Below are 25062 nucleotides of genomic sequence, written 5' to 3'. Positions count from 1 at the left end.
GGCAATGCCCCGCCTCACTATTACTCTAAAGCCTTGACTATTTGCATGGCGACTTTTACCCGCAAGGTGTTGGGATAGTTTTTATTCGCCAGCATGACAATACCGATCTGTTTTTGTGGGATAAAGGCCACATAGGCTCCAAAGCCCCCCGTAGCACCCGTTTTGTGTACCCATGATGCCTTCACCCGTGGATGCGATTGCGCATCCCGCACCTGCTGGGGCCCCAGAGCCACCGGACTATCAGCGCCCCTGATGGCCAGCGCTGACTGTTCTGGCCAGTCAAGCATCTCCCAGCCAAGTCCCTGATATAACGCATCAGTGCGATAATAACGCGTCTGGGCAAGTGCCAGCCCCTGCTGCAATGTCTTATCCCCGACCTGTTCAGGGTTCATATTGGCCTGCATCCAGCGCAACATATCTTTTATGGACGACTTTACACCGTAGGATTCGGCATCCAGCATGCCAGGCGATACGCGGACGGGTTTCCCATCGCGATAACCCCACGCATAATCATTTTCGCTGGCTTCTGGTACGGTAATAAATGTGTGTGTGAGTTTTAGTGGCGTCAATACACGCTGCTGCATCACCTGTTCAAAGGAGAGTCCCGTTGGCTTTACCGCCAGCATGCCAAAAAGCCCGATACTGCTATTCGCATATTGCCGCGTCTCTCCCGGTGCCCACTGAGGTTGCCACTGTTGATAGAAGTTTTTCAGCCTGTCTTCATCCGTAACGGCATCCGGAACCTGGAGGGGCAAGCCACCTGCCGTATACGTTGCCAGTTGCAGTAGCGTAATGTTGCGCCACTGTGGAAGATTAAGTGCCGGCCAGTATTGAGTGGCACGATCGTTCAGCGCGATCTCACCTTTTGCCACCGCCACGCCCCCCAGCACACCGGTGAACGTTTTACTTACCGAACCCAGTTCAAAAAGGGTGTCCTGGGTCACCGGGAGATGCTGCTCTTTATCTGCCATACCCCAGGTAAAATAGTAAGGTTTGCCTTTTACCAGGACCGCCACTGCCATACCCGGAATGTTTTGCTGATCGATAAGGGGTTTAATGGCCTGGCTGACCGTTGTTTCCACATCAGGAGCCGCCACAGCACCCAATGAGTATGCCGATGCCAGTACAGCCACCATCACAGCCTGAGAATGTAATTTCACTCTTTTCTAACCTTCCATATTCTTGAACAGCAGACAGTTTGACGGGTTTGACAAACAGCAACAAACTGTTAATTTTTACACCTGATAAAAGAAAATCTTACAGGTAGATCTGTGACCCGTCCTTACATCCCCCTCAATGCGCTAAGAGCGTTTGAAGCAGCTGCACGCCATCTAAGTTTTACTAATGCTGCAGTTGAACTGAATGTAACGCATGCGGCCGTGAGCCAGCAGGTAAAGTCGCTTGAGCAGCAGTTGGGCTGCTCGTTATTTTTCCGCGTTGCTCGCGGTCTGATGCTGACCACGGAAGGCGAGAATTTATTACCGGTCTTAAACGAGTCTTTTGATCGTATTGCCAATACGCTGGACCGTTTCTCTGCGGGTAAAATGCGCGAAAAATTAAAAGTGGGGGTGGTTGGCTCCTTTGCTACCGGTTTGCTGTTGCCGCGCCTGGAGGATTTCAACCACCGTCATCCGCATATTGAGCTGCAACTGTCCACGCACAATAATCGCGTTGACCCCGCAGCCGAAGGTCATGATTACACCATCCGCTTCGGCAGCGGTGCCTGGCACGGCACCGAGGCGACGTTAATTTGTGATGCCCCGTTTTCACCGCTCTGTCATCCCACGATGGCCCGTCAGTTGCAGCAACCGGCGGACGTGCATAAATTTACGCTGTTGCGGTCATTTCGTCGTGACGAGTGGAGTCACTGGTTGCACAGTCTTAACGAACCTCCACCTTCGCCCTCACATCCGGTGATGATTTTCGACTCTTCGCTGACGATGATCGAGGCGGCCTTGTTGGGAGCGGGCATTGCGCTGGCGCCGGTTAAGATCTTTCATCACCTGCTACAAACAGAGAAGATTGTTCGCCCTTTTGACGCTGAAATCCACCTTGGAGGCTATTGGCTGACACGGTTACAGTCCCAGCCAGAAAGTGAGGCAATGACGATGTTTTCCGACTGGCTTAACCGGCAGTTTAAAGAGAGTTAATGAGGAGGAAGCGGACCTGCCAGATGATTACCCGCAGGTTAAGCACTCTTCTTTTAGTTATCTATAACAACATGTCTTTAATCCGATTTTGTTTTAACAATGATCCCGTTCTTCTTAAGAACGTAAACGCCATCATCAAGTGTAAAATCTGTAACGTTGTATTTATCGCGACTGACAGTCATCATCACATTTTTATCAATACAGTTGATGTTACCTAAGCGGTAATCAATCATCTTTAATAATGCTTCATGTGATATCGCTCTGGCCAATAAAAAAAGGCCAGCCAGAATATGGCCGACCCTTGATATTGACTGCCAAAAAAATTAACGCGCTTAATCCAGCTGGTGAACCACCACCCACATTGGTCCCTGCCCTACCGCATAGCGTGCCAGCGGTTGTAACAGGCCACGGTCAGGAGTGATTTTATACACTTCGATATGGTGCGACTTCTGCCCTGCCGCCACCAGATACTGGCCGCTATGGTCGATGTTGAAACCACGCGGCTGCTTTTCCGTCGGCTGATGGCCTTCAACGGTCAGGGTGGCGCCATCCGCGCTGATGCTGAACGAGGTAATAATGCTGGCGGTACGGTCGCAGCTGAACAGATAGCGGCCATCAGGGGTGATGTGAATATCAGCCGCCCAGCGGGTATCACTGAATCCTTCTGGCATCATATCCAGACTCTGTACTTTCTCCACGTCACCCTTGCTTAAATCCCAGACGTCAACGGTGCTGTCCAGTTCGTTCACGCAGTAGACGTAACGCTGATTCGGGTGGAACGCCATATGACGCGGGCCGGCCCCGGGCTTCGTTTTCAGTTCAGACTGTGCGCACGGCGTCAGTTCACCGCTGTCAGACAGGCTGAACAGCGCGATCCGGTCCTGCTTCAGCGCCGGGACAAACAGCGTCTGGTTCGTCAGGTCGATATTCGCGGAATGACAGCCATCCAGACCGCTCACGGTCTGCACGGGGGCACCCGGCAGGCCATCGGTCCCGATCGGACTGACGCTGACGAAAGCATCGTTGTAGGAGCCGACAAAAATAAAGCGGCCCTCACGATCGGTCGAGATATGCGTCGGGCTGCCCGCCAGGGGCGCATGACCGGCTTCTTTCAGCTTGCCGTCGGCCTCAATGCGGTAGGCTACGATGCGAAAATCCGGGCGTACGCCCACGTAAAGAAACTTTTTATCCGGGCTAACCACCATGGGCTGTACCTGGCCCGGAGCATCGACAACCTGTAGCAGCGTCAGTGCGCCCGCATCATTCATCTGCCAGGCGTGGATCTGATGGCTCTCAGGGCTGGCGGTATAAACAACTTGTTTCATGAATGCTCCTTGTTCTGAACGGAAAATCGGTGAGTGGCAAAGTATTCACCACCGTCGTCGGACTTACTTGCCATCTGTACCGTCAGTTTTGTCGCTGACGTCACAAGGTGTACACTTATTGACTTCTTTTGAGCCACGGGAACTGTTATGAGCTATCGCATCATCGCCCTCGATCTGGACGGCACGCTGTTAACCCCTACCAAAACCATTCTGCCAGAATCACTGGAAGCCCTCAAAAAAGCGCAGCAGGCGGGCATAAAAATCCTGATCGTGACCGGACGCCATCATGTGGCCATCCATCCTTTTTATCAGGCGCTGGCGCTGGATACACCTGCAATCTGCTGTAATGGCACTTATTTGTATGATTATCAGGCGAAAAAGGTTTTAGACAGTGACCCGCTGCCGAAAGATCAGGCACAGCGTGTGATTGAGATGCTCGACAGCGCCGGCATCCACGGCCTGCTGTATGTGGATAACGCCATGCTCTACCAGACCGAAACCGGTCACGTGACCCGGACGATTAACTGGGGGCTGTCGCTGCCGGAAGCCCAGCGTCCGACATTCTTGCAGGTCAACAGCCTGAGTGATGCAGCAAGAGATGCGCAATCGATCTGGAAATTCGCCCTGTCGCATGCCGATACTGCCGCACTGCAGCAGTTTGCAGAAACAGTCGAAGCCGAAATGGGGCTGGCCTGCGAATGGTCATGGCATGACCAGGTAGACATTGCGAAAGCGGGTAACAGTAAAGGGAAACGGCTGGCGCAGTGGGTGGCCGCCAGCGGCTATCAGATGAGCGATGTTATCGCCTTTGGGGATAATTATAACGACCTGAGTATGCTGGAAACCGTCGGGCTGGGCGTGGCGATGGGCAATGCCGATGACGCCATCAAAGCGCGGGCGAAGCGCGTTATCGGCACGAACCTGGAGCCCGGCATCGCGGAAACGATCTACCGGGAAGTATTGTAATCAGGTTGTGATTGAAACGCTTTTGATTTGAGCAAACAGCCACATATTCGGTTTGATCATCAGTTCGTCGCGAGCCCAGGGCGTGATCCGCGCCCACAGTTCGCTCTGCCCCACCAGCAGTTTCACTTCAACCTGATTGTCGATCTCCAGCAGTTCGCCAACCTGTGCGGGGATCACGTTGCGAATGCTGCTGTTCACCGGTGGCTTCAGCACCAGCGAAACATCAGCCGCCTGAATGCGGATACGCATCGGCGTGCCCGCCGGAGCGTCAACGCGGTTGACCCAGATATGCTGATCGCCCAGCGACAGCGCCGTCATCTGATAATGCGGGTGCTGCTCCAGCACCTGCACGCGCAGAATACTGCTCTGCTCACTTTTTGGCAGCCACGGGCGCATTGCGCTGCTGCCCCAGACGCGCTCCAGCGGCCCCAGCGCCTTCACTTCTCCCCGATCCAGTACCATGACGTTATCGGCCAGATGCAGCAGCTCATCCAGACTGTGGCTGACGTAGAGGATCGGGGTAGCGACCTGGCGTGCCAGCTTTTGCAGCCAGGCCAGCAGTTCCCGTTTGCGCGGCAGATCTAGCGAAGCCAGTGGTTCATCCATCAGGAGCATTTCCGGTGCGGTCAGCAGCGCGCGGCCAATGGCAACGCGCTGTTTTTCACCGCCTGATAGTGACCACGGGAAGCGGTCAAGCAGCGCTTCCAGCCCCAGCAGCTGCACCAGCGCATCAAACTGCGGGCGCATACTTTTTGCCATACCGTATTCCAGATTGCCACGCACGCGGTAGTGCGGGAACAGGCGCGCATCCTGGAAAACATAGCCAATGCGGCGCTTTTCCGGCGGTAGCCAGAGCGCGGTGGCGGTATCGCTCAGCACCCGATCGTTAAGCGTGATGCTGCCTTGCTGGGGTACGGTCAGCCCGCCGATGGCATTGATCAGTGACGTTTTTCCGGCACCGGAAACGCCAAAAATGGCCGTTACGCCGCTGGCAGGCAAGCTGGCCTTCACTGTCAGGGTGTGGTCGCCCTGTCGTTGGATAAAATCAAGGATCAGCATCAGAGCCCTAAACGCTTACGACCCCAGCGGGTCAGCCATTCGGAAAGAAGCAGGGAGATCAGCGCCAGCAGAATAGCAATCACGCACAGGCGTGCCGTTGCCCCCTCCGCGCCCGGTGTTTCAATCAGCGTATACATCGCAGACGGCAGCGTGCGCGTCTCCCCTGGAATATTCGACACGAAGGTGATGGTGGCACCAAATTCGCCCAGCGAACGGGCAAACGCCAGCACCGTACCGGCAATAATGCCCGGTAGCGTCAGCGGCAGGGTGATGGTTAAAAACACCCGCCAGCGTCCGGCCCCCAGCGTACGTGCCGCCTGCTCCAGTTTACTGTCAACCGCCTCCAGCGCCAGGCGAATAGCGCGCACCATCAGCGGGAAAGCAATGACTGCCGAGGCCAGGGCGGCTCCGCGCCAGCTGAAAGCAAAGCTGAAGCCAAACCAGTCATACAGGTATTCTCCAATAAACCCGCGGCGTCCGAACCCCAGCAGCAGCAAGTAGCCCACCACCACCGGCGGCAGCACCAGCGGCAGATGGATCAGGCTATCGAGCAGAGTTTTTCCCGGGAACTGACGACGCGCCAGCAGCCAGGCCATCAGGATCCCAAAGGGCAGGCTGCAGGCGACCGCCACCAGGGAGACTTTCAGGCTCAGGGCGACGGCCTGCCATTCGGGATCGCTCAATATCATCTTTCAGGTGCAAATCCATATTGTCTGAACACGGCCGCAGCTTGCGGGCCTTTCAGGTAGTTGTAAAAAGCCGTGACGCTGGCACGGTGATGACCTTTTACGATCGCCATCGGGTACTCCACGGGTTGATGACTGGCCTCCGGGAAGAGGCCAACCACGGTGACTTTTTTGCTGGCCACCGCATCTGAACCATACACAATGCCATAAGGCGTTTCATCCCGCTCAACCAGCGCTAGTGCCGCCCGCACGCTGTTGCTGCGCGCCATCAGTGGCGAAAGCTGATCCCATGCGCCCAGGCTCTGCAACGCTTCCCGGGCATAAATCCCGGCGGGAACATGATCCGGATCGCCGACGGCCAGGCGCTGGCCTTTCAGCAGCCCTTTCCAGTCGGTATTTTTACTGATGCTGACCGACTGCGGCTGACTGGCCGTCGGTGCAATCAGCACCAGATCGTTACCCAGCAGTGTCACCCGGCTGCCCTCTTCGATGGTTTTTTTCGCCACCGCATAGTCCATCCACTGCTGGTCAGCAGAGATAAACAGATCCGCCGGTGCGCCCTGTTCAATCTGGCGCGCCAGCGTAGACGAGGAGGCAAAGGAAGAGACCACCTTGACCGACGTCTCCTTCCCGTACTGGCTGGCGATAGCGTCCAGCGCATTGGTCAGTGAGGCGGCAGCAAAGACAGTGATTTTCTCTGCGGCCATCGCGTGGCCCCCCAGGCTCAGGCCCACCGCCACAGCGGCGATCCTGTGATTCCATTTTACAGACATGTCTTTTCTCCAGCAGGTTCGTTATGTAATGAATAATATAACGATAGCCAGGGAGCTGTAACGGTATTTATCGGCATGAGGCGGGAGAAGTTTAGCGGAGTGAGCAATGAAAACGCCCGGCAGCGCCGGGCATTATAAAGAGAGGGGTGAGATTTACTGGATGGTCTGGCTTTTCTTCGCCTGCTGGTCATCGCGATGACCAATTTTGGAAATAACGTTAAACACTTCGCCCAGGCCCCAGATCAGACCAAGGATAATCGCCATTACAATCGGCACCATGATAATGGCAACGGCCAGGCCTTTAAGTAACTCCAGCATGGAAACCTCATCTTGCTGATCAAAAAAACCATTGTAGCGACAGCCGCTAATAAAGCACTGACCTTTTGTGCCTTCGTGCGCAAATTATTTCGCCAGGGCTGATAGAATCAGCAGAGACTTTTTACATTTTCCCTGGCGGAGTTCCTATGCAGGCCGATATTTCCCTGATCCTTAAACACCAGCAACGGCTGTTTGCCGACCCGCGCCGCATTGAACTTCTGCGTCAGATCAAAGAGAGCGGCTCGATCAGTCAGGGCGCAAAACTGGCAGGCATCAGCTATAAAAGCGCCTGGGATGCCATCAATGAGATGAACCAGCTGGCCGATCGTACGCTGGTCGATCGCGCCACTGGCGGTAAAGGCGGCGGCGGCGCGGTGGTCACCGCCTACGGTGAACGGCTGATCCAGCTCTATGCGCTGCTCGGGCAAATCCAGCAAAAAGCATTTGATGTACTACAGGACGATGCGCCGCTCGGCAGTCTGCTGGGAGCCATTGCGCGTTTCTCGCTGCAGACCAGCGCCCGCAATCAGTTTTTTGGCACCATCGTGGCGCGCGACAGCCAGCCCGTGCAGCAGCACGTGATGGTGCAGCTGGCCGGTGGGGCCACGCAGATCCAGGTGGCACTGACCGCACAGAGCGCCGATCGTCTGCAGCTGGAAAATGGCAAGGAAGTGCTGGTATTGATTAAAGCCCCGTGGATTGCAGTCAGCAGCGGGAATGCAGAGGCGGACAACCAGCTGCCCGGTACCGTGAGTCAGATTGAACAGGGTGAGACACACAGTGAGATCCTTATCGCACTGGCCGGTGGAGAAACCCTCTGCGCCACCGTGGAAAATCAACATATTGCCCAGCAAAAACTCCAGCCGGGCGCGGCGGTAACAGCATATTTTAATGCCGATCGCGCTATCATCGCGACGCTGCTCTGAATCAGTGGCCCGCGTTTGACATCCAGCAGCTGGAAGCCCCTAATGGATTAATGATGCAAATAATGGGATTAACAATGGCAATGTTGCAAATTACGCAAGGTATCTTTCGCCTGAACGATACCCGGACGCTTGATCTTCCTGACCTGACCGTGACCGCTGGCGAGAGCTGGGCTTTCGTGGGAGCCAACGGCAGCGGTAAGTCCTCCCTGGCACGGGCCCTTTCCGGCGAACTGTTGCCCGCGAAAGGACGGGTGGACAGTGCATTTCTGCGCACCACCCGCCTGTCGCTGGAGCAGTTACAGAAACTGGTGGCCGACGAATGGCAGCGTAATAACACCGATATGCTCAGTGCGGACGAAGAGGATACGGGCTTAACGGCCGGAGAAATCATTCAGCAGGAGGTGCGCGATCCCGCCCGCTGTCAGCAGCTGGCGGCACAGTTTGGTATCGAATCGTTGCTGACCCGCCGCTTCAAGTACCTCTCCACGGGTGAAACCCGCAAAACACTGCTCTGTCAGGCGTTGATGGCGCAGCCCGATCTGCTGATCCTCGATGAGCCTTTTGACGGTCTGGACGTGGCGTCGCGCGCCAATCTTGCCAGCGTGCTTGGTAGCCTGCAACGGCAGGGCATCACCCTGGTTCTGGTCCTTAACCGCTTTGATGATATCCCCGATTTCATCGATCGGGTGGGCGTGCTGGCGGAGTGTACCCTCACGCATACCGGCGACCGCCAGGCTATCCTGGCAGAGGCGCTGGTGGCCCAGCTGGCGCACAGCGAGCAGCTGGCAGGGATGACGCTGCCGGAAGCCGATGACGCCACGGCTATTCCCGTACTGGCGGAAGATGCCCCGCTGATCGCATTGCGCGATGGCGTGGTGTCTTACAACGACCGACCGATCCTGCATCACCTCAGCTGGCAGGTCGGGCGTGGCCAGCACTGGCAGATTGTTGGCCCCAACGGTGCCGGAAAGTCGACGCTGCTCAGCCTGGTGACCGGCGATCACCCTCAGGGGTACAGTAACGATCTGACGCTGTTTGGCCGCCGCCGGGGCAGTGGCGAAACCATCTGGGATATTAAGCAGCATATCGGCTATGTCAGCAGCAGCCTGCATCTGGATTACCGCGTCAGCAGCAGCGTGCGCAACGTCGTGCTGTCCGGCTTTTTTGATTCGATCGGCATTTATCAGGCCGTCTCTGACCGCCAGCAGGCGCTGGCCGGGGAGTGGCTGGCGCTGCTGGGGATGAGCGGTGCCGTTGCGAACTCGCCTTTCCACGCGCTCTCGTGGGGTCAGCAGCGTTTAGTGCTGATCGCCCGTGCGCTGGTCAAACACCCGGCGCTGCTGATCCTCGACGAACCCCTGCAGGGACTGGATCCTATTAACCGTCTGCTGGTGCGCCGCTTTGTCGACGTGCTGATTGGTGAAGGACGTACGCAGCTGCTGTTTGTCTCACATCATGCAGAGGATGCGCCGCAGTGTATCACCCACCGTCTGAGCTTTATCGCCGAGGGTGAAGGCTACCGCTACGCCCAGGAACAGCTGTCACCTTTTTGACGCCTGCACGGGTCGGCCGGAACAAAAGGTCGCCCCGTCGGCTGCGCTGAGCGGAAAAAGAACGGTCCCCTCTCCCCCCTGATGGGGCCGACCTTCTTTTTCGGCCAGCCCTCCATGAGAGTGTAACCGCTACCATTATTAACCTCCCCCTGCCTGATTATCTTTTAGCGTCGTGCTATCTTTATTGATAGTTAGGAATATTCAGCTTGTGTAAACGATTCCATTTATACAGACTTGATCACGCTTTCCGCCTGCGCATTGTGCTATTTTTCTTTACAACATATACAGGCATAAACCCGGTTATCAGGACTCATCATGCAGAAATTTAATCCGGTCGATCACCCTCATCGCCGTTACAACCCGCTGACCGATCAGTGGATTTTAGTTTCCCCCCACCGCGCCAAGCGCCCGTGGCAGGGGGCTCAGGAAACTGCCTCGCAGGAAAAACTGCCCGCGCACGATCCTGACTGCTTCCTTTGTCCGGGAAATACGCGGGTGACCGGGGACAAAAATCCTGACTACACCAGTACCTATGTCTTTACCAATGACTTTGCCGCGCTGATGACCGATACCCCGGATGCGCCCGAAAGCGACGATATGCTGATGCGCTGCGAAAGCGCACGCGGCACCAGTCGGGTCATCTGTTTCTCTCCCGACCACAGCAAAACCCTGCCAGAGCTGACGCTTGAAGGGCTGGTCGAGGTGGTGAAAACCTGGCAGGAGCAGACCGCCGATCTGGGACAACACTACCCGTGGGTGCAGGTGTTTGAGAATAAGGGCGCAGCGATGGGCTGTTCCAATCCCCACCCACATGGCCAGGTCTGGGCGAACAGTTTTCTGCCAAATGAAGTCAAACGTGAGGATGACCTGCAGCGCGCCTGGCTCGCCAGACACCACTCGCCGATGCTGGTTGACTATGCTGCACGTGAACTGAAAGACGGCAGCCGCACGGTCGTTGAAACCGAACACTGGCTGGCGGTCATCCCCTGGTGGGCGGCCTGGCCGTTTGAAACGCTGCTGTTGCCAAAAGCCCACATCAAGCGTCTGACTGATTTGACCGACGAGCAGCGCACCGATCTGGCGCTGGCGCTGAAAAAACTGACCAGCCGCTATGACAACCTGTTCCAGTGCTCTTTCCCCTACTCCATGGGCTGGCACGGGGCACCGTTTAACGACGAGGCTAACGATCACTGGCAGCTCCATGCCCATTTCTATCCACCACTGCTGCGTTCCGCGACAGTGCGTAAATTTATGGTCGGCTATGAAATGCTGGCTGAAACCCAACGTGATTTAACGCCCGAGCAGGCAGCAGAGCGTCTGCGTGCGGTGAGCGATATTCATTTCCGTGAGGCGGAATAACCATGAGTTTACAGAATACCACCCAACAGATTTTCACCACCGCTTTTGGCTATGTTCCGACCCACACGCTTCAGGCCCCGGGACGCGTCAATCTGATCGGTGAGCATACCGACTACAACGACGGCTTTGTGCTGCCCTGCGCCATTGACTATCAGACGGTAATTGCCTGTGCAAAACGCAGCGACCGCCAGGTCCGGGTAATTGCCGCCGACTATGAGAATCAGCAGGACATCTTCTCTCTGGATGAGGAGATCGTCAGCCATCCGCATCAGATGTGGTCGAACTACGTGCGCGGCGTGGTAAAACACCTGCTGAAGCGTGCCCCGGACTTTGGCGGCGTGGATATGGTGATCGCCGGTAATGTGCCACAGGGCGCGGGCCTCAGCTCTTCGGCCTCGCTGGAAGTGGCGGTAGGCACCGTGTTTAAACAGCTGTATGCGCTGCCTCTCGACGGTGCGGCAATTGCGGTAAACGGCCAGGAAGCGGAAAATCAGTTTGTTGGCTGTAACTGCGGGATCATGGATCAGCTGATCTCGGCGCTGGGTGAAAAAGACCATGCCATGCTGCTCGACTGCCGCACCCTGAGCACGCGTCCGGTGCCGATGCCATCGGATATCGCCGTGGTGATCATTAACTCAAACTTCCGCCGCAGCCTGGTAGGCAGCGAATACAACACGCGCCGCCAGCAGTGTGAAGCCGGGGCGAAGTTCTTCGGTAAAACCTCGCTGCGCGATGTAGAACTGAGCCAGTTCAGCGCACAGCAGGATGAGCTTGACCCGCTGGTGGCGAAACGTGTGCGCCATGTGCTGACCGAAAATGCCCGTACCCTCGAAGCCGCTGATGTCCTGGCGCGTGGCGACCTCGCCCGCATGGCCGTACTGATGGCCGAGTCACATGCGTCAATGCGCGATGATTTTGAAATTACCGTCCCACCTGTCGATCAGCTGGTCGGCATCGTTAAAACGACCCTCGGTGAACGCGGCGGCGTGCGTATGACCGGCGGGGGTTTCGGTGGCTGCATCGTGGCGCTGATGCCATTTGAACTGGTTGATGCCGTGAAAGCCGCCGTGGCAGCACAGTACGAAGCGGTCTCCGGCATTAAAGAGACCTTCTACGTCTGTAAAGCGTCAGCTGGAGCGGGCCCATGCTAAAACCCAACTCTCACGCCCCTGACGGGCAGCCGTGGCACATTACCACCCTGCGCAACCGCAACGGTATGGTCGCCACGTTTATGGACTGGGGGGCCACCTGGCTTTCTGCCCGCGTACCGATGGGCGACGGACACGTACGCGAAGCGCTGCTGGGCTGCGCCACCCCGTCAGACTACCTGCATCAGTCCGCTTATTTAGGGGCAACGGTCGGCCGCTATGCTAACCGCATTGCCGGTGCCCGCCTGAAGCTGAACGGCGAGGAGATTGCGCTGACTGCCAACCAGGGGACGCATCAGCTGCACGGAGGCCCGGAGGGCTTCCATAACCGCCGATGGCAGATTGTCTGCCAGAGCGACAGCGAAGTGGAATACCGCCTTGACTCACCGGACGGCGATCAGGGCTTTCCTGGCACGCTGCTGGTCAGGCTGCGCTACCATCTGGACGACAACAATACGCTGTCGATTCGTTATGACGCCACCGTGGACAAAGCCTGCCCGGTCAACCTGACCAACCACGCTTATTTTAATCTTGATGCTGAACACGGTGATGCACGCCAGCACCGCTTACAGCTCAATGCAGAACGTTATCTGCCGGTCGACAGCGAAGGGATCCCCAATGCCCCGCTAAAATCCGTGGCAGGGAACAGCTTTGATTTTCGTCAGCCGAAAACCCTCGCGCAGGATTTCCTGCAGGATGACGATCAGCGGGCGGTAAAGGGCTATGATCACGCTTACCTGTTAAACAGCACGCCAGAGTCGCCAGCAGCATCGCTGTGGTCTGCTGACGGTAAACTGCAGCTTAATGTCTTCACCAGCGCCCCGGCATTACAGCTTTACAGCGGGAATTATCTGGAAGGCACTCCGGCACGTGAACAGGGGGTCTATACTGCTTTCCAGGGAATAGCGCTGGAAAGCGAGTTCCTGCCTGACTCACCGAATCACCCAGAGTGGCCGCAGCCCGACTGCTGGTTGCAGCCAGGTGAAACGTATCAGTCGGTCACCCGGTACCAACTGACGCCGGTTTGACAGAGCGCATGAAAATCGCGCATCGCGAGCGTTACGGGCTTACGCGCTGCGCAGAATTCAGCTATGGTAATGCACATTAAAATTGCCGCGGCGTTGTTTCCGGCAGTTTACCGGTCACCATTATCATAGAAACGTAAAGTTATTAAGGAGTTAAGCTATGGCTGTAACTAAGCTGGTTCTGGTACGTCACGGCGAAAGCCAGTGGAACAATGAAAACCGTTTCACCGGTTGGTATGACGTTGATCTGTCAGACAAAGGCCGCACCGAGGCGAAAGCCGCCGGTCAGCTGCTGAAGAAAGAAGGCTTCACCTTCGATTTCGCTTACACTTCTGTGCTGAAACGTGCCATCCATACGCTGTGGAACATTCTGGATGAAGTGGATCAGGTCTGGCTGCCGGTAGAAAAATCCTGGCGTCTGAACGAGCGTCACTACGGTGCGCTGCAGGGTCTGGATAAAGCAGAAACCGCGCAGAAGTACGGTGACGACCAGGTGAAACAGTGGCGTCGTGGTTTTGCCGTGACCCCACCTGAGCTGGACCGCGCCGATGAGCGTTTCCCTGGCCACGACCCGCGTTACGCTTCACTGACCGCTGAACAGCTGCCTACCACAGAAAGCCTGGCGCTGACCATTGACCGCGTACTGCCTTACTGGAATGAGTCAATCCTGCCACGCATGAAAAGCGGTGAGAAAGTGATTATCGCTGCTCACGGTAACTCACTGCGTGCGCTGGTGAAGTACCTGGACAACATGAGTGAAGAAGAGATCCTCGAACTGAACATCCCGACCGGCGTGCCGCTGGTTTATGAGTTCGACGAAAACTTCAAGCCGATCAAACATTACTACCTGGGTGATGCTGACGAGATCGCGGCGAAAGCGGCGGCCGTGGCCAACCAGGGCAAAGCGAAGTAATTTTTCGTGAGATCAAAAAACCCGCCATCAGGCGGGTTTTTTTATGCGTCCAGGCTGGACTAGCCGCGACGCGCTTTCACTGCACCGGCCAGCTGGCGCAGGACGGCTTCAGTATCTTCCCAGCCAATACAGGCGTCGGTGACGCTTTTGCCGTAGACCAGTGGTTCACCACTTTCCAGACTCTGATTCCCTTCCACCAGGTGACTTTCAATCATCACGCCGATAATGGCGCTGTCGCCGGCGGCGATCTGCTGTGCCACATCCGCTGACACCTCCAGCTGCTTTTTAAACTGCTTGCTGCTGTTCGCATGACTGAAATCGATCATGATCTGAGGTTCCAGACCCGCTTTCTCCAGCCCCGATTTTACGGCGCTGACATGATGCGCGCTGTAGTTAGGTTCTTTGCCCCCGCGCAGAATAATATGACAGTCTTCATTCCCTGCCGTCTCAACAATCGCTGAATGGCCATATTTAGTGACTGACAGGAAGCAGTGTGGCGCACTGGCCGCACCAATGGCGTCAATCGCCACTTTGATGGTGCCGTCGGTGCCATTTTTAAAACCTACCGGGCAGGAAAGACCGGAGGAGAGCTCCCGGTGCACCTGTGATTCTGTAGTGCGTGCGCCAATGGCACCCCAGCTCATCAGATCAGCCACGTACTGTGGGGTGATCATATCCAGGAATTCGCCCGCCGCCGGCAGGCCGCTGTCATTGATTTCCAGCAGCAGCTGACGGGCAATACGCAGGCCGTCATTAATCTGGAAACTTCCGTCCATATGCGGATCGTTAATCAGCCCTTTCCAGCCTACCGTGGTGCGCGGTTTTTCAAAATAGACGCGCATCACCACTTCCAGCGAATCTTTCAGCTCGTCACGCAGCGTCAAAAGGCGTGAGGCATACTCTTTTGCCGCAACGGTATCGTGGATTGAACAGGGGCCAATCACCACCAGCAGACGATCGTCCTGCTTTTTCAGAATTTGATGAATCGCCTGGCGCGCAGAAGAGACTGTGGCAGCCGCCTTGTCCGTGGCAGGGAATTTTTCAAATAACGCAACCGGAGGTAAAAGCTCTTTTATCTCTTTGATTCTTAAGTCATCATTCTGATAATTCATAGTATTTCCAGGTAATTACATTGCCATCCTGCACACCAGGCGCATCCGTTCCAATTTATCGCGACTCCCCTGCCCTGTAAATCGCCTTTCGTGACTAAAAGCGCCGGACACATTTGATCTTTCCACAGGCTCTACTACACTTTTAAGCGTTAACTCTTGAAAAAAACGTATTTGCACCACTAATGATTATTGGGTGGTCCATATGCGGGATTTTATTTTGCCAGAAGTGGATTTACCTCAGACCTTAAAGTTCTGGTTGTTCGCCAGTATTCATAAAATTAACGGAGCATAATGATGAATAAGTTTGCAATCGTATTCCTGACAGCAGCAATGACTTTAGGCAGCGGCGCGGCGATGGCTGCAGGTGACGGTAATGGCTCTGCCAACGCGGCTGCCGATGCAGGTGCAGTGGCACCAGGTGCAAAAGAGAATTTGCCACCGAATAAAGTGGATAACAGCAAAATTAACACCTCTGGTGATAATGCCACACACAAAGACATGAAAAACCACAATGGCATGAGCGCGGATGAAGTGAACAAAAACGCGCAGTGCAAAGATGGCAAATGCCCGGATATTAATTCCAAAGTGGGTGAAGGCGCGGATACCAAAACTGACGGCACCACTCAGTAATTCCTGCGCGTAAGCGAATAAATAAAGGAGAGCGGAAGCTCTCCTTTTTTGTTTCTTATTTTCATCAGCAACCTCATCGGCTATTCTGACCGCCCAGTTTGATTTCGGACCCCTTAATGACCACGTTGCTGCTGATTGACGATCATCCGCTGGTGCAAGTAGCGCTGGAAGCCGCCTTACGTCACGCACCGTTCCCTCTTACGCTGCTGGCTGCAGAAGATCAGCAGACGGCACTGGATCTGCTCAACCGGCAGACGGTCAATGTGGTGATCCTTGATATCGGCCTGCCCGACAGCGACGGCCTGCAGCTGCTGAAGCGGATCAAGCGTCTGTACGCTGAACTTCCGGTAGTGATCTACTCCGCTCAGGAAGAGCGCGTGTGGCCAAGACTGGCGGAAGAAGCCGGCGCATCCGGATATGTGGCTAAGCGTCAGCCCGTCAGCCAGCTGCTGTCTGCCGTGCTGGCGGTCATGGGGGGCCAGCGGGCCTTCCCCCCGCAGCAGCCCGATGAAACCCCGCACGAGCAACTTACGGCGAAAGAGTTACAGATCCTCGCTCTGCTGGCCCGCGGCCAGTCAAACCTGCAGATTGCCGCCCAGCTGAATATCAGTAACAAAACCGTCAGCACGCATAAAAAAAATATCATGGAAAAAACCGGGGCGCAGTCGGTGGTTGAACTGGCCCGACTCTGGCAGTCGCGGCAGTGATGACCCGTCTGCTGTTTCTGATTCTGCTGCTGTGTGTCACCAGCGCCAGTGCCAGTCTGCGTCCCGTCAGCAGCATTGCGCTGCCGCAGGAGATGATGCCGCTGGATTCCGCCCCGGCCGGATGGGAGAAGCCTCTGCGCATGGGCGTTCTGTGCTGCGGTAACTCACCATGGAATATGGTCGTCGGTAACGATCTTTACGGCATCAATGCCGATTACCTGGTGGCGCTGCAGCAGACCACCGGTCTGAGTATGACCGTAGCGCGTTTTGACGACCTGCCCGCGATGTTTCAGGCACTGCAGCAGGGCAAGGTGGACGCGCTGTTTGGCGTGCCGCAGCAGCCCCTTCCGGCAGGCCTGAGCGCTACGCAGCCGTGGTTTAGCAGCCCGCTGCGCATCTACCGCAACCGCAACAATCTGCGCCCGGTAATGTTCAACTCCGCCGAGGCTCGTATCAGCGTCAGCCGTGACACCCTGGCGCGCGTCAATCCGGCCTTCGCCCGCCAGCATAGCTGGCAGATCACCGACACCGATTTGCAGGCGCTGTCTGGCCTGCTGAATCAGCACAGTGATTACGTGGTGGCGGATGAGACCAGCGCCGGTTTCCTGCTCGGCCAGCTCCAGCAGGGGGAAGTGTATCAGCTGGCCTCTGCCCTCGACCCCGGAAAAATACAGCTGCAAACTGTGACCCGTGACGCCGCGCTGACCCGGCTGCTGGACAACGCTATCCGGCAGTTGCCTATGGAAGTGATTAACGGCATTCAGGGCCGCTGGAGCAGCACGCTGCCGCGTTATCAGGACAGCAATACCGCGCGACTGACCCCGATGGAGCGCAGCTGGATTGCACAGCACCCCACGGTGATCTACGCCGCTGTCAGTGATGATTATCCCTGGAGCTACCGTAATGCCAGCGGCCAGCCCGCCGGTTACAGTGTCGATTTACTCAACAGTATCGGGCAGATCACCGGTCTGCGCTTCCAGCCTTACTGGGTCAGCAATGCCCTGCAGGCCGGCACGCTGGTCAGTCAGGGTCGTGCGCTGATCCAGCTCACCCTCCCCCTGACCGGCAATGATGCCATGCTGAACAACTCACAGCCGGTCTGGCGGGCCCTGTGGGGCGTCTATATACGCACTCCGGGCCAGGGTATCAGTCAGTGGAGCGATCTCAAGGATAAGCGGATCGGCGTGAAGCGTGGCGACCTGGCTATTCACCTGCTACCTGCAGACACGGTGCCTCAGGTATTTGATGATACCACCAGCCTGTATGACGCCCTGGCCAGCGGGCAGATTGATGCCCTGGCCGACAATGTCCTGTCCGCGCGCTGGCGCATCCAGAGCCGCTATGCCAGTTCGCTACAGCTGGCGTTTACCGCCAGCGATACCGCCTGGCCGGTGGCGATGGGAACGGCCCACAATCAGCCGCTGCTGCGCGCCCTGCTGAACAGCAGCCTGCAACAGATCCCGACAGAAAGCTGGCAGCGCCTGCGGGAGAACTGGAGCAGTACGCCAGAAAGTTTTAACGACGGCCATCAGGGTGAGATGCGGCCCATTTCCCTGTTTGTGCTGGTCGCCGCCCTTTTCGCCATCGCTTTCCTGCTGATCCTGCTGTTCCGCCGCTATCTTGAACAGCGCCGCGAGCGCCAGCAGCGGAAGCTGCTCGAGCAGGAGCGGGAAGTCGCTCAGCGGGAAAACCGGATGAAGAGCCAGTTTCTCGCCACCGTCAGCCATGAACTGCGTACACCGATGCAGGCGGTACTCGGGCTACTTGAGCTGGAGCTGGCGCAGCAGCCTCAGCGCCATAATTTGTCCCTGATCCACAGTAGCGCCTCCGGGCTACTGACACTGCTGAACGATCTGCAGGATCACGCCCGGGTTGAAAACAACAGTTTCAGTCTGGTGCTGAAGCCTCTTGAGCCGCAAAGCTGGCTGCAACGGCAGGAGGTGTTTTATCATCCCCTGATGCGGCGTAACGGGCCGCAGCTGCGGGTCAGCGCCCTCACGCCACTGCCCGCATGGGTGCTGATTGACGGTGAACGACTGCAGCAGATCGCCAATAATCTTATCGGCAACGCCATTAAATTCACCTCGCAGGGCGAAATCCATCTCACCCTGGCCAGACAGGAACATCCGCCAGGGCTCTGTCTGCGGGTCAGCGATACCGGCAGCGGTATCCCGGCGGACGAGCAGCAGCGCCTGTTTGAACCCTGGTACCAGACACCGTCTGGTCGCCAGCTTTCGGTACAGGGCAGCGGACTGGGTCTGTCTATCTGCCGGGAAATCGTCACCCGCATGGGCGGCGACATTGCACTGCGTTCGGTACCCGGGGAAGGAACCTGTGTCAGTGTTACCCTGCCGTGCCAGACCATTAATGCCCCGCAGAAAAGCGCGTCCTCCGACCGGCCAGAAGCGATCCCTGTCAGCCACTTGCGCGCAGCGATTGTTGATGACCACCCCACCAACCTGCTGGTTATGCAGCAGCAGCTGGCGCACTGTGGCATTCAGGCAGAAACCTATTCCGACGGCCGTGCCCTGCTGCACGCCGCGCAGAGCCGGCAGTGGGACCTGCTGTTTATCGACGTCAACATGCCCCACCCGGACGGACTGACGCTGGCGAAAATCCTGCGCCGTCGCGAACGGGGTCAGGCGCACCGCACCCGCATCATCCTGTGCTCCGCCGATGCGCAGATTCAGAGTCACCCTCAGGCACAGCAAATTGCCGACCGTCTGCTGCTAAAACCGGTCTCACTGGGCGATATCACCACCCTGTTACAGACGGAAAGCCCTCTGCCCTTTGCCGATCTGCCGCAGCGACTGCAGCAGCTGGCGCATCATGATGAGCACTATTTACAACGTCTGTCACGGACGTTGAGTGAAACACTGACCCGCGACGGTGAGGTGATGCTCAAGGCCATGGCCGCCGAAGAGTGGGTAGCGCTTGAAAAAGCCGCCCACCGAATGAAAGGCAGCTGGCTGCTGCTGGGATACAGTGAAGGGGAAGTGTTATGTCAGCAGGTGATTACGGCGGCGCAGACTCATCAGGATGCTAAATCTGCGCTAAATTTACTGATATCCTTCAGCAATAAGTTACTCACTCAACTGGATTCGTATGGCTCATAACCACGGTGATACCGACACCAACCGTTCGCGGTTACTCGCTGCTTTTGCTGTCACCGCCCTCTTTATGGTGGCGGAGGTGGCTGGCGGGCTGATCTCCGGCTCGCTGGCACTGCTGGCCGATGCCGGGCACATGCTGACTGATGCCGCGGCGCTGCTACTGGCGCTGATGGCTACGCATTTTTCCCGTCGCCCCCCCACAGCCCGGCATTCGTTTGGCCTGCTGCGTTTAACCACGCTGGCCGCTTTTGTTAACGCCATCGCGCTGCTGGTCATTACGGCGCTGATTATCTGGGAAGCGATCAACCGCTTCTGGCAGCCGCAGCCGGTGGCCGGGGGTATGATGCTGGTTATCGCCGTTGGCGGGCTGCTGGCCAACCTGCTTTCTCTGTGGCTGCTGCGCAGCGGCAGTCAGGAGAAAAACCTGAACGTGCGCGCGGCCGCGCTCCACGTGCTGGGCGATCTGCTGGGTTCCGTTGGGGCGATTGTTGCCGCGATAATTATTATGCTGACAGGATGGACGCCGGTTGATCCGATTCTGTCCGTTCTGGTGTCGGTACTGGTCTTGCGGAGCGGATGGTCGCTGATGAAAGAGAGCGGTCGTGAACTGCTGGAAGGCGCACCTGCGGGTATCGATGTGGTGAAGCTGCAGCGGGCGCTGGTGCGCAGCATTCCGGAAGTACGAAATATCCATCATCTGCATTTATGGCAGGTAGGAGAAAAGCCGGTGATCACCCTGCACGTACACGTGGTCCCTCCCCACGATCATGACGCCCTGCTGCATCGCATCCACCATTACCTGCATGAACACTATGAGATTGAACATGCCACGGTGCAGATGGAGTACCAGTCGTGTCAGTCTGATGACTGTGACCTGCAGTGGATTCAGGGCAGCGGCGGCGCGCATCACTCTCACCACCACTAGTGGCCAACGGGGCGGCCGATACAGCGGGCCGCCCCTGTTCTGCGTTCAGATCAGCGCTGGCGGGCGCTTTTCATCCACAGCCACGAGCCATTCAGAGCGATAAGCGTCAGCAGCGCATATTCCAGCGCCATCGCATAGACTCCCTGACGGGCAAATATCATCACGCTGATCACATTGATCACCACCCACAGCAGCCAGTTTTCAACGTATTTTCTGGTCATCAGGATCATCGCCACAATCGACAGCACCATCATGCAGGAATCCCAGAACGGGAAGGCATCCGGCTGCAGCTGCGGCATCACCACGTTCAGGCCCATCCCCTGCATCAGGGAGACGGCGGCCTGGGTCAGGAAGGCAAACACCGGGTCGATATAGCGCGTCATCAGTGCAATGGCCACCACAATCGCAGCCCCCCAGCCGAGCAGTTTTGGCAGCGGCAGCCAGCGAATTTTCAGCGCCTGCTGATTATCGCTGGTTTGCCGGCTCCAGGCGTACCACCCGTAAATATTGGCGACAAAGAAAAACAGCTGCAACAGCAGGCTGGCGTACAGCTGGATCTGGAAGAAAATCACCGCGAACAACGTGACGTTAATCAGGCCAAATGCGTAGTTAACAATCTTTTCCAGACTCGCCAGCCAGATACACAACAGGCCGGCAAGGGTTCCGATCGCTTCGATCCAAGACAGATCGTAACCACCGGCCCCGAGAGGAATATGAACCAGAATATTAGAGGTACTGAAAAAATCCATATTACGAAATCCTTCAATGAAAAACCTGGAACAGAACCGGCTGTCAGGCGTTGCCTTTACCCGCGATCTTAATTTTAAGATCTGCTGCAAAGGTTAGCATACGATCCAGTGGGATCAATGCCGCCTGACGCAGCGCCTCATCAACAAAAATTTCATGTTCACGGCCGCCCTGCTCCAGGGCATCGGCCATCGCCTTCAGCCCATTCATCGCCATCCACGGACAGTGAGCGCAGCTACGGCAGGTGGCCCCCTCACCGGCAGTCGGTGCTTCCAGCAGCTCCTTATCCGGGCAGGCCTGCTGCATCTTGTAGAAAATGCCGCGATCTGTAGCGACGATCATCTGCTTCTGCGGCAGGGTTTGTGCGGCATGGATAAGCTGGCTGGTCGATCCGACGGCATCGGCCAGATCGACGATGGCCTGGGGCGATTCCGGGTGTACCAGCACCGCCGCCTCCGGATAAAGCCGCTTCATGCGCTGCAGCGCCTGCGTTTTAAACTCGTCGTGAACGATGCAGGCCGCCTGCCAGCAGATAACGTCCGCACCGGTTTTACCCGTCACGTACTGCCCCAGATGACGGTCCGGTGCCCAGATAATTTTCTCTCCCAGGCTGTCCAGGTGCTCAATCAGCTCAACGGCAATGCTGGAAGTCACCACCCAGTCGGCACGGGCTTTCACCGCCGCTGAGGTGTTGGCGTACACCACCACGGTACGATCGGGGTGAGCATCGCAGAAAGCGCTGAATTCTTCCACCGGGCAGCCGAGGTCGAGTGAACACTCCGCCTGTAACGTCGGCATCAGAATCGTTTTTTCCGGGCTGAGGATCTTCGCCGTCTCGCCCATAAAGCGGACGCCAGCCACCAGCAGCGTGGAGGCAGGATGCTGGCTGCCAAAGCGCGCCATCTCCAGAGAGTCGGAGACGCAGCCGCCGGTTTCTTCCGCCAGCGCCTGGATCTCGGGGTCGGTATAGTAATGCGCGACCAGAACGGCATTCCTCTCTTTCAGCAGACGCCGGATTTTCTCGCGATAAAACGCCTGTTCATCAACGGATAATCGGGCCGGTTTAGGCGGAAAAGGATAAACGGCAGCTTCAGGATCGAACATCAGGCTCATAAGACGACTCTCGTTTCATCAACTTAACCGAATTAGCGCGGAATGCCGATCCGACGCCAACTCTACGGCTGGTTTGTTTTATATGCTAAACACGATAGCGGAAAAATGAACCGGTGTCGCCGGGTTTTTACGTTTTCAGCTGGAGGTGAAACCGCTTAAAAGAGCGGGTCTTCCTGCCACAGCTGTCCGCCTTCCAGACGCAGCAGGAAAGCTTTGGTTTCCAGCCCGCCTGCAAACCCGGTCAGCTTGCCGTTGGCGCCAATCACGCGGTGGCAGGGCGCAATTATCGAGACAGGATTACGCCCATTCGCGGCCCCTACTGCCCGCACCGCAGCCGGGCTGCCAACCTGTCGGGCGATCTCGCTGTAGCTGCGCGTCTCGCCGAAGGGAATGGTCACCAGAGCAGCCCAGACCCGCCGCTGGAATTCGGTGCCAATAAAGTCAAGCGTCAGATCGAACTGCTGCCGCTCACCGGCAAAGTACTCACGCAGCTGCTTTTCCGTTTCCAGCAGCGTCACATGGTGCACATCTTCCTGCTGGGGGCGGAAGCGCACGCGTTTTGGATCGTCATTTTCCCACAGCACCGCTGCCAGACCACGCTCGGTCGCCACCAGTTTCAGTTCTCCCACCGGGGAGCCGATCATTTTGTACCAGAAAGCCATCTTCCCTCTCCTTTCGTATCAGGGGCACGGTATATTATGCCCGGGCGGTGGCGTATGACTCGCCGTTTTCGGACAGCAGCACAGAATAGTTTCGTGGCCGAAAATGGCGAGTACAGGATGTGCTAAGCGCCTACTCTGAGGTGAATTCAGTGCTACAGGACATAAAGATGATTGACCCGATCTCTGCCTATCTTGCCCTGACATCCCGTGATGCGCGATTTGACGGGATATTCTACGTGGGTGTGACGTCTACCGGTATTTATTGTCGCCCGGTTTGCCCGGTGAAAGCCCCTCAGGCGGCAAACTGTCGTTTTTTTGACAGTGCTGAGGCAGCAGAAAAAGCCGCTTTCCGCCCCTGCCTGCGCTGCCGCCCCGAGCTGGCACCGGGCCACGCGCCGGTGGATAACGGGCAGCGTATTGCTGAACGCCTGATGCAGCGGATCGATGAAGGACTGATTGAGCAGGTAGAAAGCCTGGATGAGATCGCCGCCCATTTTGATCTCAGCCTCCGTCAGCTGCGCCGTATTGTGCAGAAAGAGCTGGGGGTCTCGCCTCAGGAATTGCGTCAGACCCGCCGTCTGCTACTGGCCAAACAGTTACTCAGTGAAACCCATCTGCCGGTGACGGAAATCGCCTTTGCCAGCGGTTTCTCCAGCCTGCGCCGTTTTAACGCCGCGTTCAGCCAGCAATACCGTATGTCGCCATCCCGCCTGCGCAAAAGCGGTCCTACGCGGTCAGGGGACGGTAATATCGGGGAAACGTCGGTATTGCAGTTAAGCTATCGTCCCCCCTACGACTGGGAAGCCATGCTGGCCTTTCTCCGGCGGCGCGCGCTGCCGGGCGTGGAACACGTCGATGATCACAGTTATGCCCGTACGGTGCGTCTGGGGGCGCACAGTGGATGGATCCGCGTCACTCAGCGCAGTGAAAAGAACGTGTTGCAGGTTGAGTTTACTCATTCGCTGAATGCGGTATTGCCGGTGTTGCTCCGACGGCTGCGAAATTTGTTTGATCTGAGCGCCCGGCCTGACCTGATTGCGCTGCATCTCAGCCAGGATCCGCTGTTAGCCCCCCGGGTACTGGCCAACCCGGGGCTGCGGGTTCCCGGCGCTTTTGATGGCTTTGAGATGGCCGTACGGGCGATTCTGGGTCAGCAGATCACCGTTAAAGCAGCGGCCACGCTGGGTGCGCGTTTCGCGACTGCGCTGGGAGACCCCTTCGCCACATCGGTGGCAGAGCTGACGCATCTTTCCCCCCTGCCGGCAAGGGTAGCGCAGTGCAGCATTGATGAGATTGCCCGCCTGGGAATTGTCAGTGCGCGCACCCGCTGCATTCTGGCTCTGGCAGCGCACTGCGCACAGGGCACACTGCAGCTGGATACGGCAAGCCATCCGGATCGGATCGTCGCACAGCTTCTGTCCCTGCCGGGCATTGGTGACTGGACGGCACAATACCTCGCTATGCGAGCACTACGCTGGCCTGACGCCTTTCCTGCGGGAGATATTGTTGTACGCAATAACCTGGGCGGTCTGAGCGCCAGAGAAGCAGAGGAGCGCTCTCAGCGATGGCGACCCTGGCGCAGTTATGCAGTGATGCATATCTGGAACAGCGGTAAGCTGCTGTGATGATAAAATTCGGTACGGGACGGCCGCAAAAAAGGTCGTCCCCGACGCTGGCAGAATCTCATGGCGGGAGCTGACCTTATTTGTGGTCAACCCCGATGCTCTGCATTCGACCCAACTCTGCTGGCGGTTCGAACCCCGCCCGGGTGACAGATAGCAAAAAGGCGCCTTTAGGGCGCCTTTCTACATTGGTGGGTCGTGCAGGATGACTCGGCGTTGCCTCGCCCTTC

At 57.0% G+C, this 25062-nt stretch carries 24 protein-coding genes; 13 read left to right on the top strand and 11 right to left on the bottom strand.

What is annotated here, in order from left to right:
• Positions 1 to 20: 20 nt before the first annotated feature.
• Positions 21 to 1136, bottom strand: a complete 1116-nt coding sequence (ampC, locus tag ACZ3HG_RS15150; RefSeq protein WP_191936496.1) for a class C beta-lactamase — start codon at positions 1134 to 1136, stop codon at positions 21 to 23.
• 135 nt (positions 1137 to 1271) lie between these two features.
• Between ampC and ampR the strand changes: the two genes are divergently transcribed.
• Complete coding sequence (gene ampR, locus ACZ3HG_RS15145) at positions 1272 to 2150, top strand: LysR family transcriptional regulator AmpR (RefSeq protein WP_255850992.1); 879 nt, start codon at positions 1272 to 1274, stop codon at positions 2148 to 2150.
• Positions 2151 to 2227: 77 nt separating this feature from the next.
• Here ampR and ACZ3HG_RS15140 read toward each other — a convergent pair whose 3' ends face one another.
• Both ACZ3HG_RS15140 and pgl read right to left on the bottom strand, forming a co-directional pair.
• A complete protein-coding gene (locus ACZ3HG_RS15140; protein WP_191933430.1) occupies positions 2228 to 2383 on the bottom strand; it encodes a DUF943 family protein in 156 nt (51 codons plus the stop codon).
• Positions 2384 to 2482: 99 nt separating this feature from the next.
• Positions 2483 to 3475 (bottom strand): 6-phosphogluconolactonase, encoded by a 993-nt coding sequence (pgl, locus tag ACZ3HG_RS15135; protein WP_191933431.1) that lies wholly within the window; start codon positions 3473 to 3475, stop codon positions 2483 to 2485.
• 147 nt (positions 3476 to 3622) lie between these two features.
• On the opposite strand from pgl, the gene ACZ3HG_RS15130 reads away from it, so the two are divergent.
• The gene (locus tag ACZ3HG_RS15130) at positions 3623 to 4441 is read left to right on the top strand and encodes a pyridoxal phosphatase (protein ID WP_191933432.1); all 819 of its coding nucleotides are present in this window, start codon (positions 3623 to 3625) and stop codon (positions 4439 to 4441) included.
• On the opposite strand, the gene modC is transcribed toward ACZ3HG_RS15130, so the two are convergent.
• From modC to ACZ3HG_RS15110, 4 genes are all read right to left on the bottom strand, one after another.
• A complete protein-coding gene (gene modC / locus ACZ3HG_RS15125; RefSeq protein WP_191933433.1) occupies positions 4442 to 5500 on the bottom strand; it encodes a molybdenum ABC transporter ATP-binding protein ModC in 1059 nt (352 codons plus the stop codon).
• On the bottom strand, positions 5500 to 6189 hold the full coding sequence (gene modB, locus ACZ3HG_RS15120) for a molybdate ABC transporter permease subunit (RefSeq protein WP_191933434.1): 690 nt from the start codon (positions 6187 to 6189) through the stop codon (positions 5500 to 5502). The genes modC and modB overlap by 1 nt, the downstream gene beginning before the upstream one ends.
• Entirely contained in the window at positions 6186 to 6959 is a 774-nt protein-coding gene (gene modA, locus ACZ3HG_RS15115; protein WP_191936397.1) for a molybdate ABC transporter substrate-binding protein, read from the bottom strand. The genes modB and modA overlap by 4 nt, the downstream gene beginning before the upstream one ends.
• A 153-nt stretch (positions 6960 to 7112) precedes the next feature.
• Positions 7113 to 7277: an AcrZ family multidrug efflux pump-associated protein gene (locus tag ACZ3HG_RS15110; protein WP_072277518.1), complete on the bottom strand. Its 165-nt coding sequence runs from the start codon at positions 7275 to 7277 to the stop codon at positions 7113 to 7115.
• A gap of 146 nt (positions 7278 to 7423) precedes the next feature.
• Between ACZ3HG_RS15110 and modE the strand changes: the two genes are divergently transcribed.
• The 6 genes from modE (at position 7424) to gpmA (ending at position 14201) form a co-directional block, all read left to right on the top strand.
• On the top strand, positions 7424 to 8203 hold the full coding sequence (gene modE, locus ACZ3HG_RS15105; protein ID WP_465333256.1) for a molybdenum-dependent transcriptional regulator: 780 nt from the start codon (positions 7424 to 7426) through the stop codon (positions 8201 to 8203).
• Between the two features lie 74 nt (positions 8204 to 8277).
• The gene (gene modF / locus ACZ3HG_RS15100) at positions 8278 to 9756 is read left to right on the top strand and encodes a molybdate ABC transporter ATP-binding protein ModF (RefSeq protein WP_465333254.1); all 1479 of its coding nucleotides are present in this window, start codon (positions 8278 to 8280) and stop codon (positions 9754 to 9756) included.
• Between the two features lie 315 nt (positions 9757 to 10071).
• Positions 10072 to 11115, top strand: coding sequence for a galactose-1-phosphate uridylyltransferase (gene galT, locus ACZ3HG_RS15095; protein WP_191933438.1), 1044 nt, complete (start codon positions 10072 to 10074; stop codon positions 11113 to 11115).
• 2 nt (positions 11116 to 11117) lie between these two features.
• On the top strand, positions 11118 to 12266 hold the full coding sequence (galK, locus tag ACZ3HG_RS15090; protein ID WP_191933439.1) for a galactokinase: 1149 nt from the start codon (positions 11118 to 11120) through the stop codon (positions 12264 to 12266).
• Complete coding sequence (gene galM / locus ACZ3HG_RS15085) at positions 12260 to 13291, top strand: galactose-1-epimerase (RefSeq protein ID WP_191933440.1); 1032 nt, start codon at positions 12260 to 12262, stop codon at positions 13289 to 13291. Before galK ends, galM begins: the two co-directional genes overlap by 7 nt.
• A gap of 157 nt (positions 13292 to 13448) precedes the next feature.
• Entirely contained in the window at positions 13449 to 14201 is a 753-nt protein-coding gene (gene gpmA / locus ACZ3HG_RS15080; protein ID WP_048916699.1) for a 2,3-diphosphoglycerate-dependent phosphoglycerate mutase, read from the top strand.
• Between the two features lie 59 nt (positions 14202 to 14260).
• On the opposite strand, the gene aroG is transcribed toward gpmA, so the two are convergent.
• Entirely contained in the window at positions 14261 to 15313 is a 1053-nt protein-coding gene (aroG, locus tag ACZ3HG_RS15075; RefSeq protein ID WP_191933441.1) for a 3-deoxy-7-phosphoheptulonate synthase AroG, read from the bottom strand.
• A 291-nt stretch (positions 15314 to 15604) separates the two neighbouring features.
• On the opposite strand from aroG, the gene ACZ3HG_RS15070 reads away from it, so the two are divergent.
• The 4 genes from ACZ3HG_RS15070 to zitB all read left to right on the top strand — a co-directional run bounded on the left by ACZ3HG_RS15070 (position 15605) and on the right by zitB (position 20688).
• A complete protein-coding gene (locus ACZ3HG_RS15070; RefSeq protein WP_191931090.1) occupies positions 15605 to 15943 on the top strand; it encodes a YbgS-like family protein in 339 nt (112 codons plus the stop codon).
• A gap of 116 nt (positions 15944 to 16059) precedes the next feature.
• Positions 16060 to 16650 (top strand): response regulator transcription factor, encoded by a 591-nt coding sequence (locus ACZ3HG_RS15065; protein WP_191933442.1) that lies wholly within the window; start codon positions 16060 to 16062, stop codon positions 16648 to 16650.
• Positions 16650 to 19766, top strand: coding sequence for a hybrid sensor histidine kinase/response regulator (locus ACZ3HG_RS15060; RefSeq protein WP_191933664.1), 3117 nt, complete (start codon positions 16650 to 16652; stop codon positions 19764 to 19766). The genes ACZ3HG_RS15065 and ACZ3HG_RS15060 overlap by 1 nt, the downstream gene beginning before the upstream one ends.
• A complete protein-coding gene (zitB, locus tag ACZ3HG_RS15055; RefSeq protein WP_465333250.1) occupies positions 19756 to 20688 on the top strand; it encodes a CDF family zinc transporter ZitB in 933 nt (310 codons plus the stop codon). The genes ACZ3HG_RS15060 and zitB overlap by 11 nt, the downstream gene beginning before the upstream one ends.
• 50 nt (positions 20689 to 20738) lie before the next feature.
• On the opposite strand, the gene pnuC is transcribed toward zitB, so the two are convergent.
• The 3 genes from pnuC to ACZ3HG_RS15040 all read right to left on the bottom strand — a co-directional run bounded on the left by pnuC (position 20739) and on the right by ACZ3HG_RS15040 (position 23210).
• Entirely contained in the window at positions 20739 to 21437 is a 699-nt protein-coding gene (gene pnuC, locus ACZ3HG_RS15050) for a nicotinamide riboside transporter PnuC (protein ID WP_062749365.1), read from the bottom strand.
• A 43-nt stretch (positions 21438 to 21480) separates the two neighbouring features.
• Positions 21481 to 22548: a quinolinate synthase NadA gene (nadA, locus tag ACZ3HG_RS15045; protein WP_191933444.1), complete on the bottom strand. Its 1068-nt coding sequence runs from the start codon at positions 22546 to 22548 to the stop codon at positions 21481 to 21483.
• Between the two features lie 155 nt (positions 22549 to 22703).
• Positions 22704 to 23210 (bottom strand): methylated-DNA--[protein]-cysteine S-methyltransferase, encoded by a 507-nt coding sequence (locus tag ACZ3HG_RS15040; RefSeq protein WP_191933445.1) that lies wholly within the window; start codon positions 23208 to 23210, stop codon positions 22704 to 22706.
• A 167-nt stretch (positions 23211 to 23377) separates the two neighbouring features.
• On the opposite strand from ACZ3HG_RS15040, the gene ACZ3HG_RS15035 reads away from it, so the two are divergent.
• The gene (locus ACZ3HG_RS15035; RefSeq protein ID WP_465333248.1) at positions 23378 to 24835 is read left to right on the top strand and encodes an AlkA N-terminal domain-containing protein; all 1458 of its coding nucleotides are present in this window, start codon (positions 23378 to 23380) and stop codon (positions 24833 to 24835) included.
• Positions 24836 to 25062: the final 227 nt, after the last annotated feature.

Source organism: Erwinia sp. PME.40.26/001 (assembly GCF_055556675.1).
The sequence above is the reverse complement of the archived record's forward strand: the minus strand, read 5'-3'. Positions and strand labels throughout refer to the sequence as shown.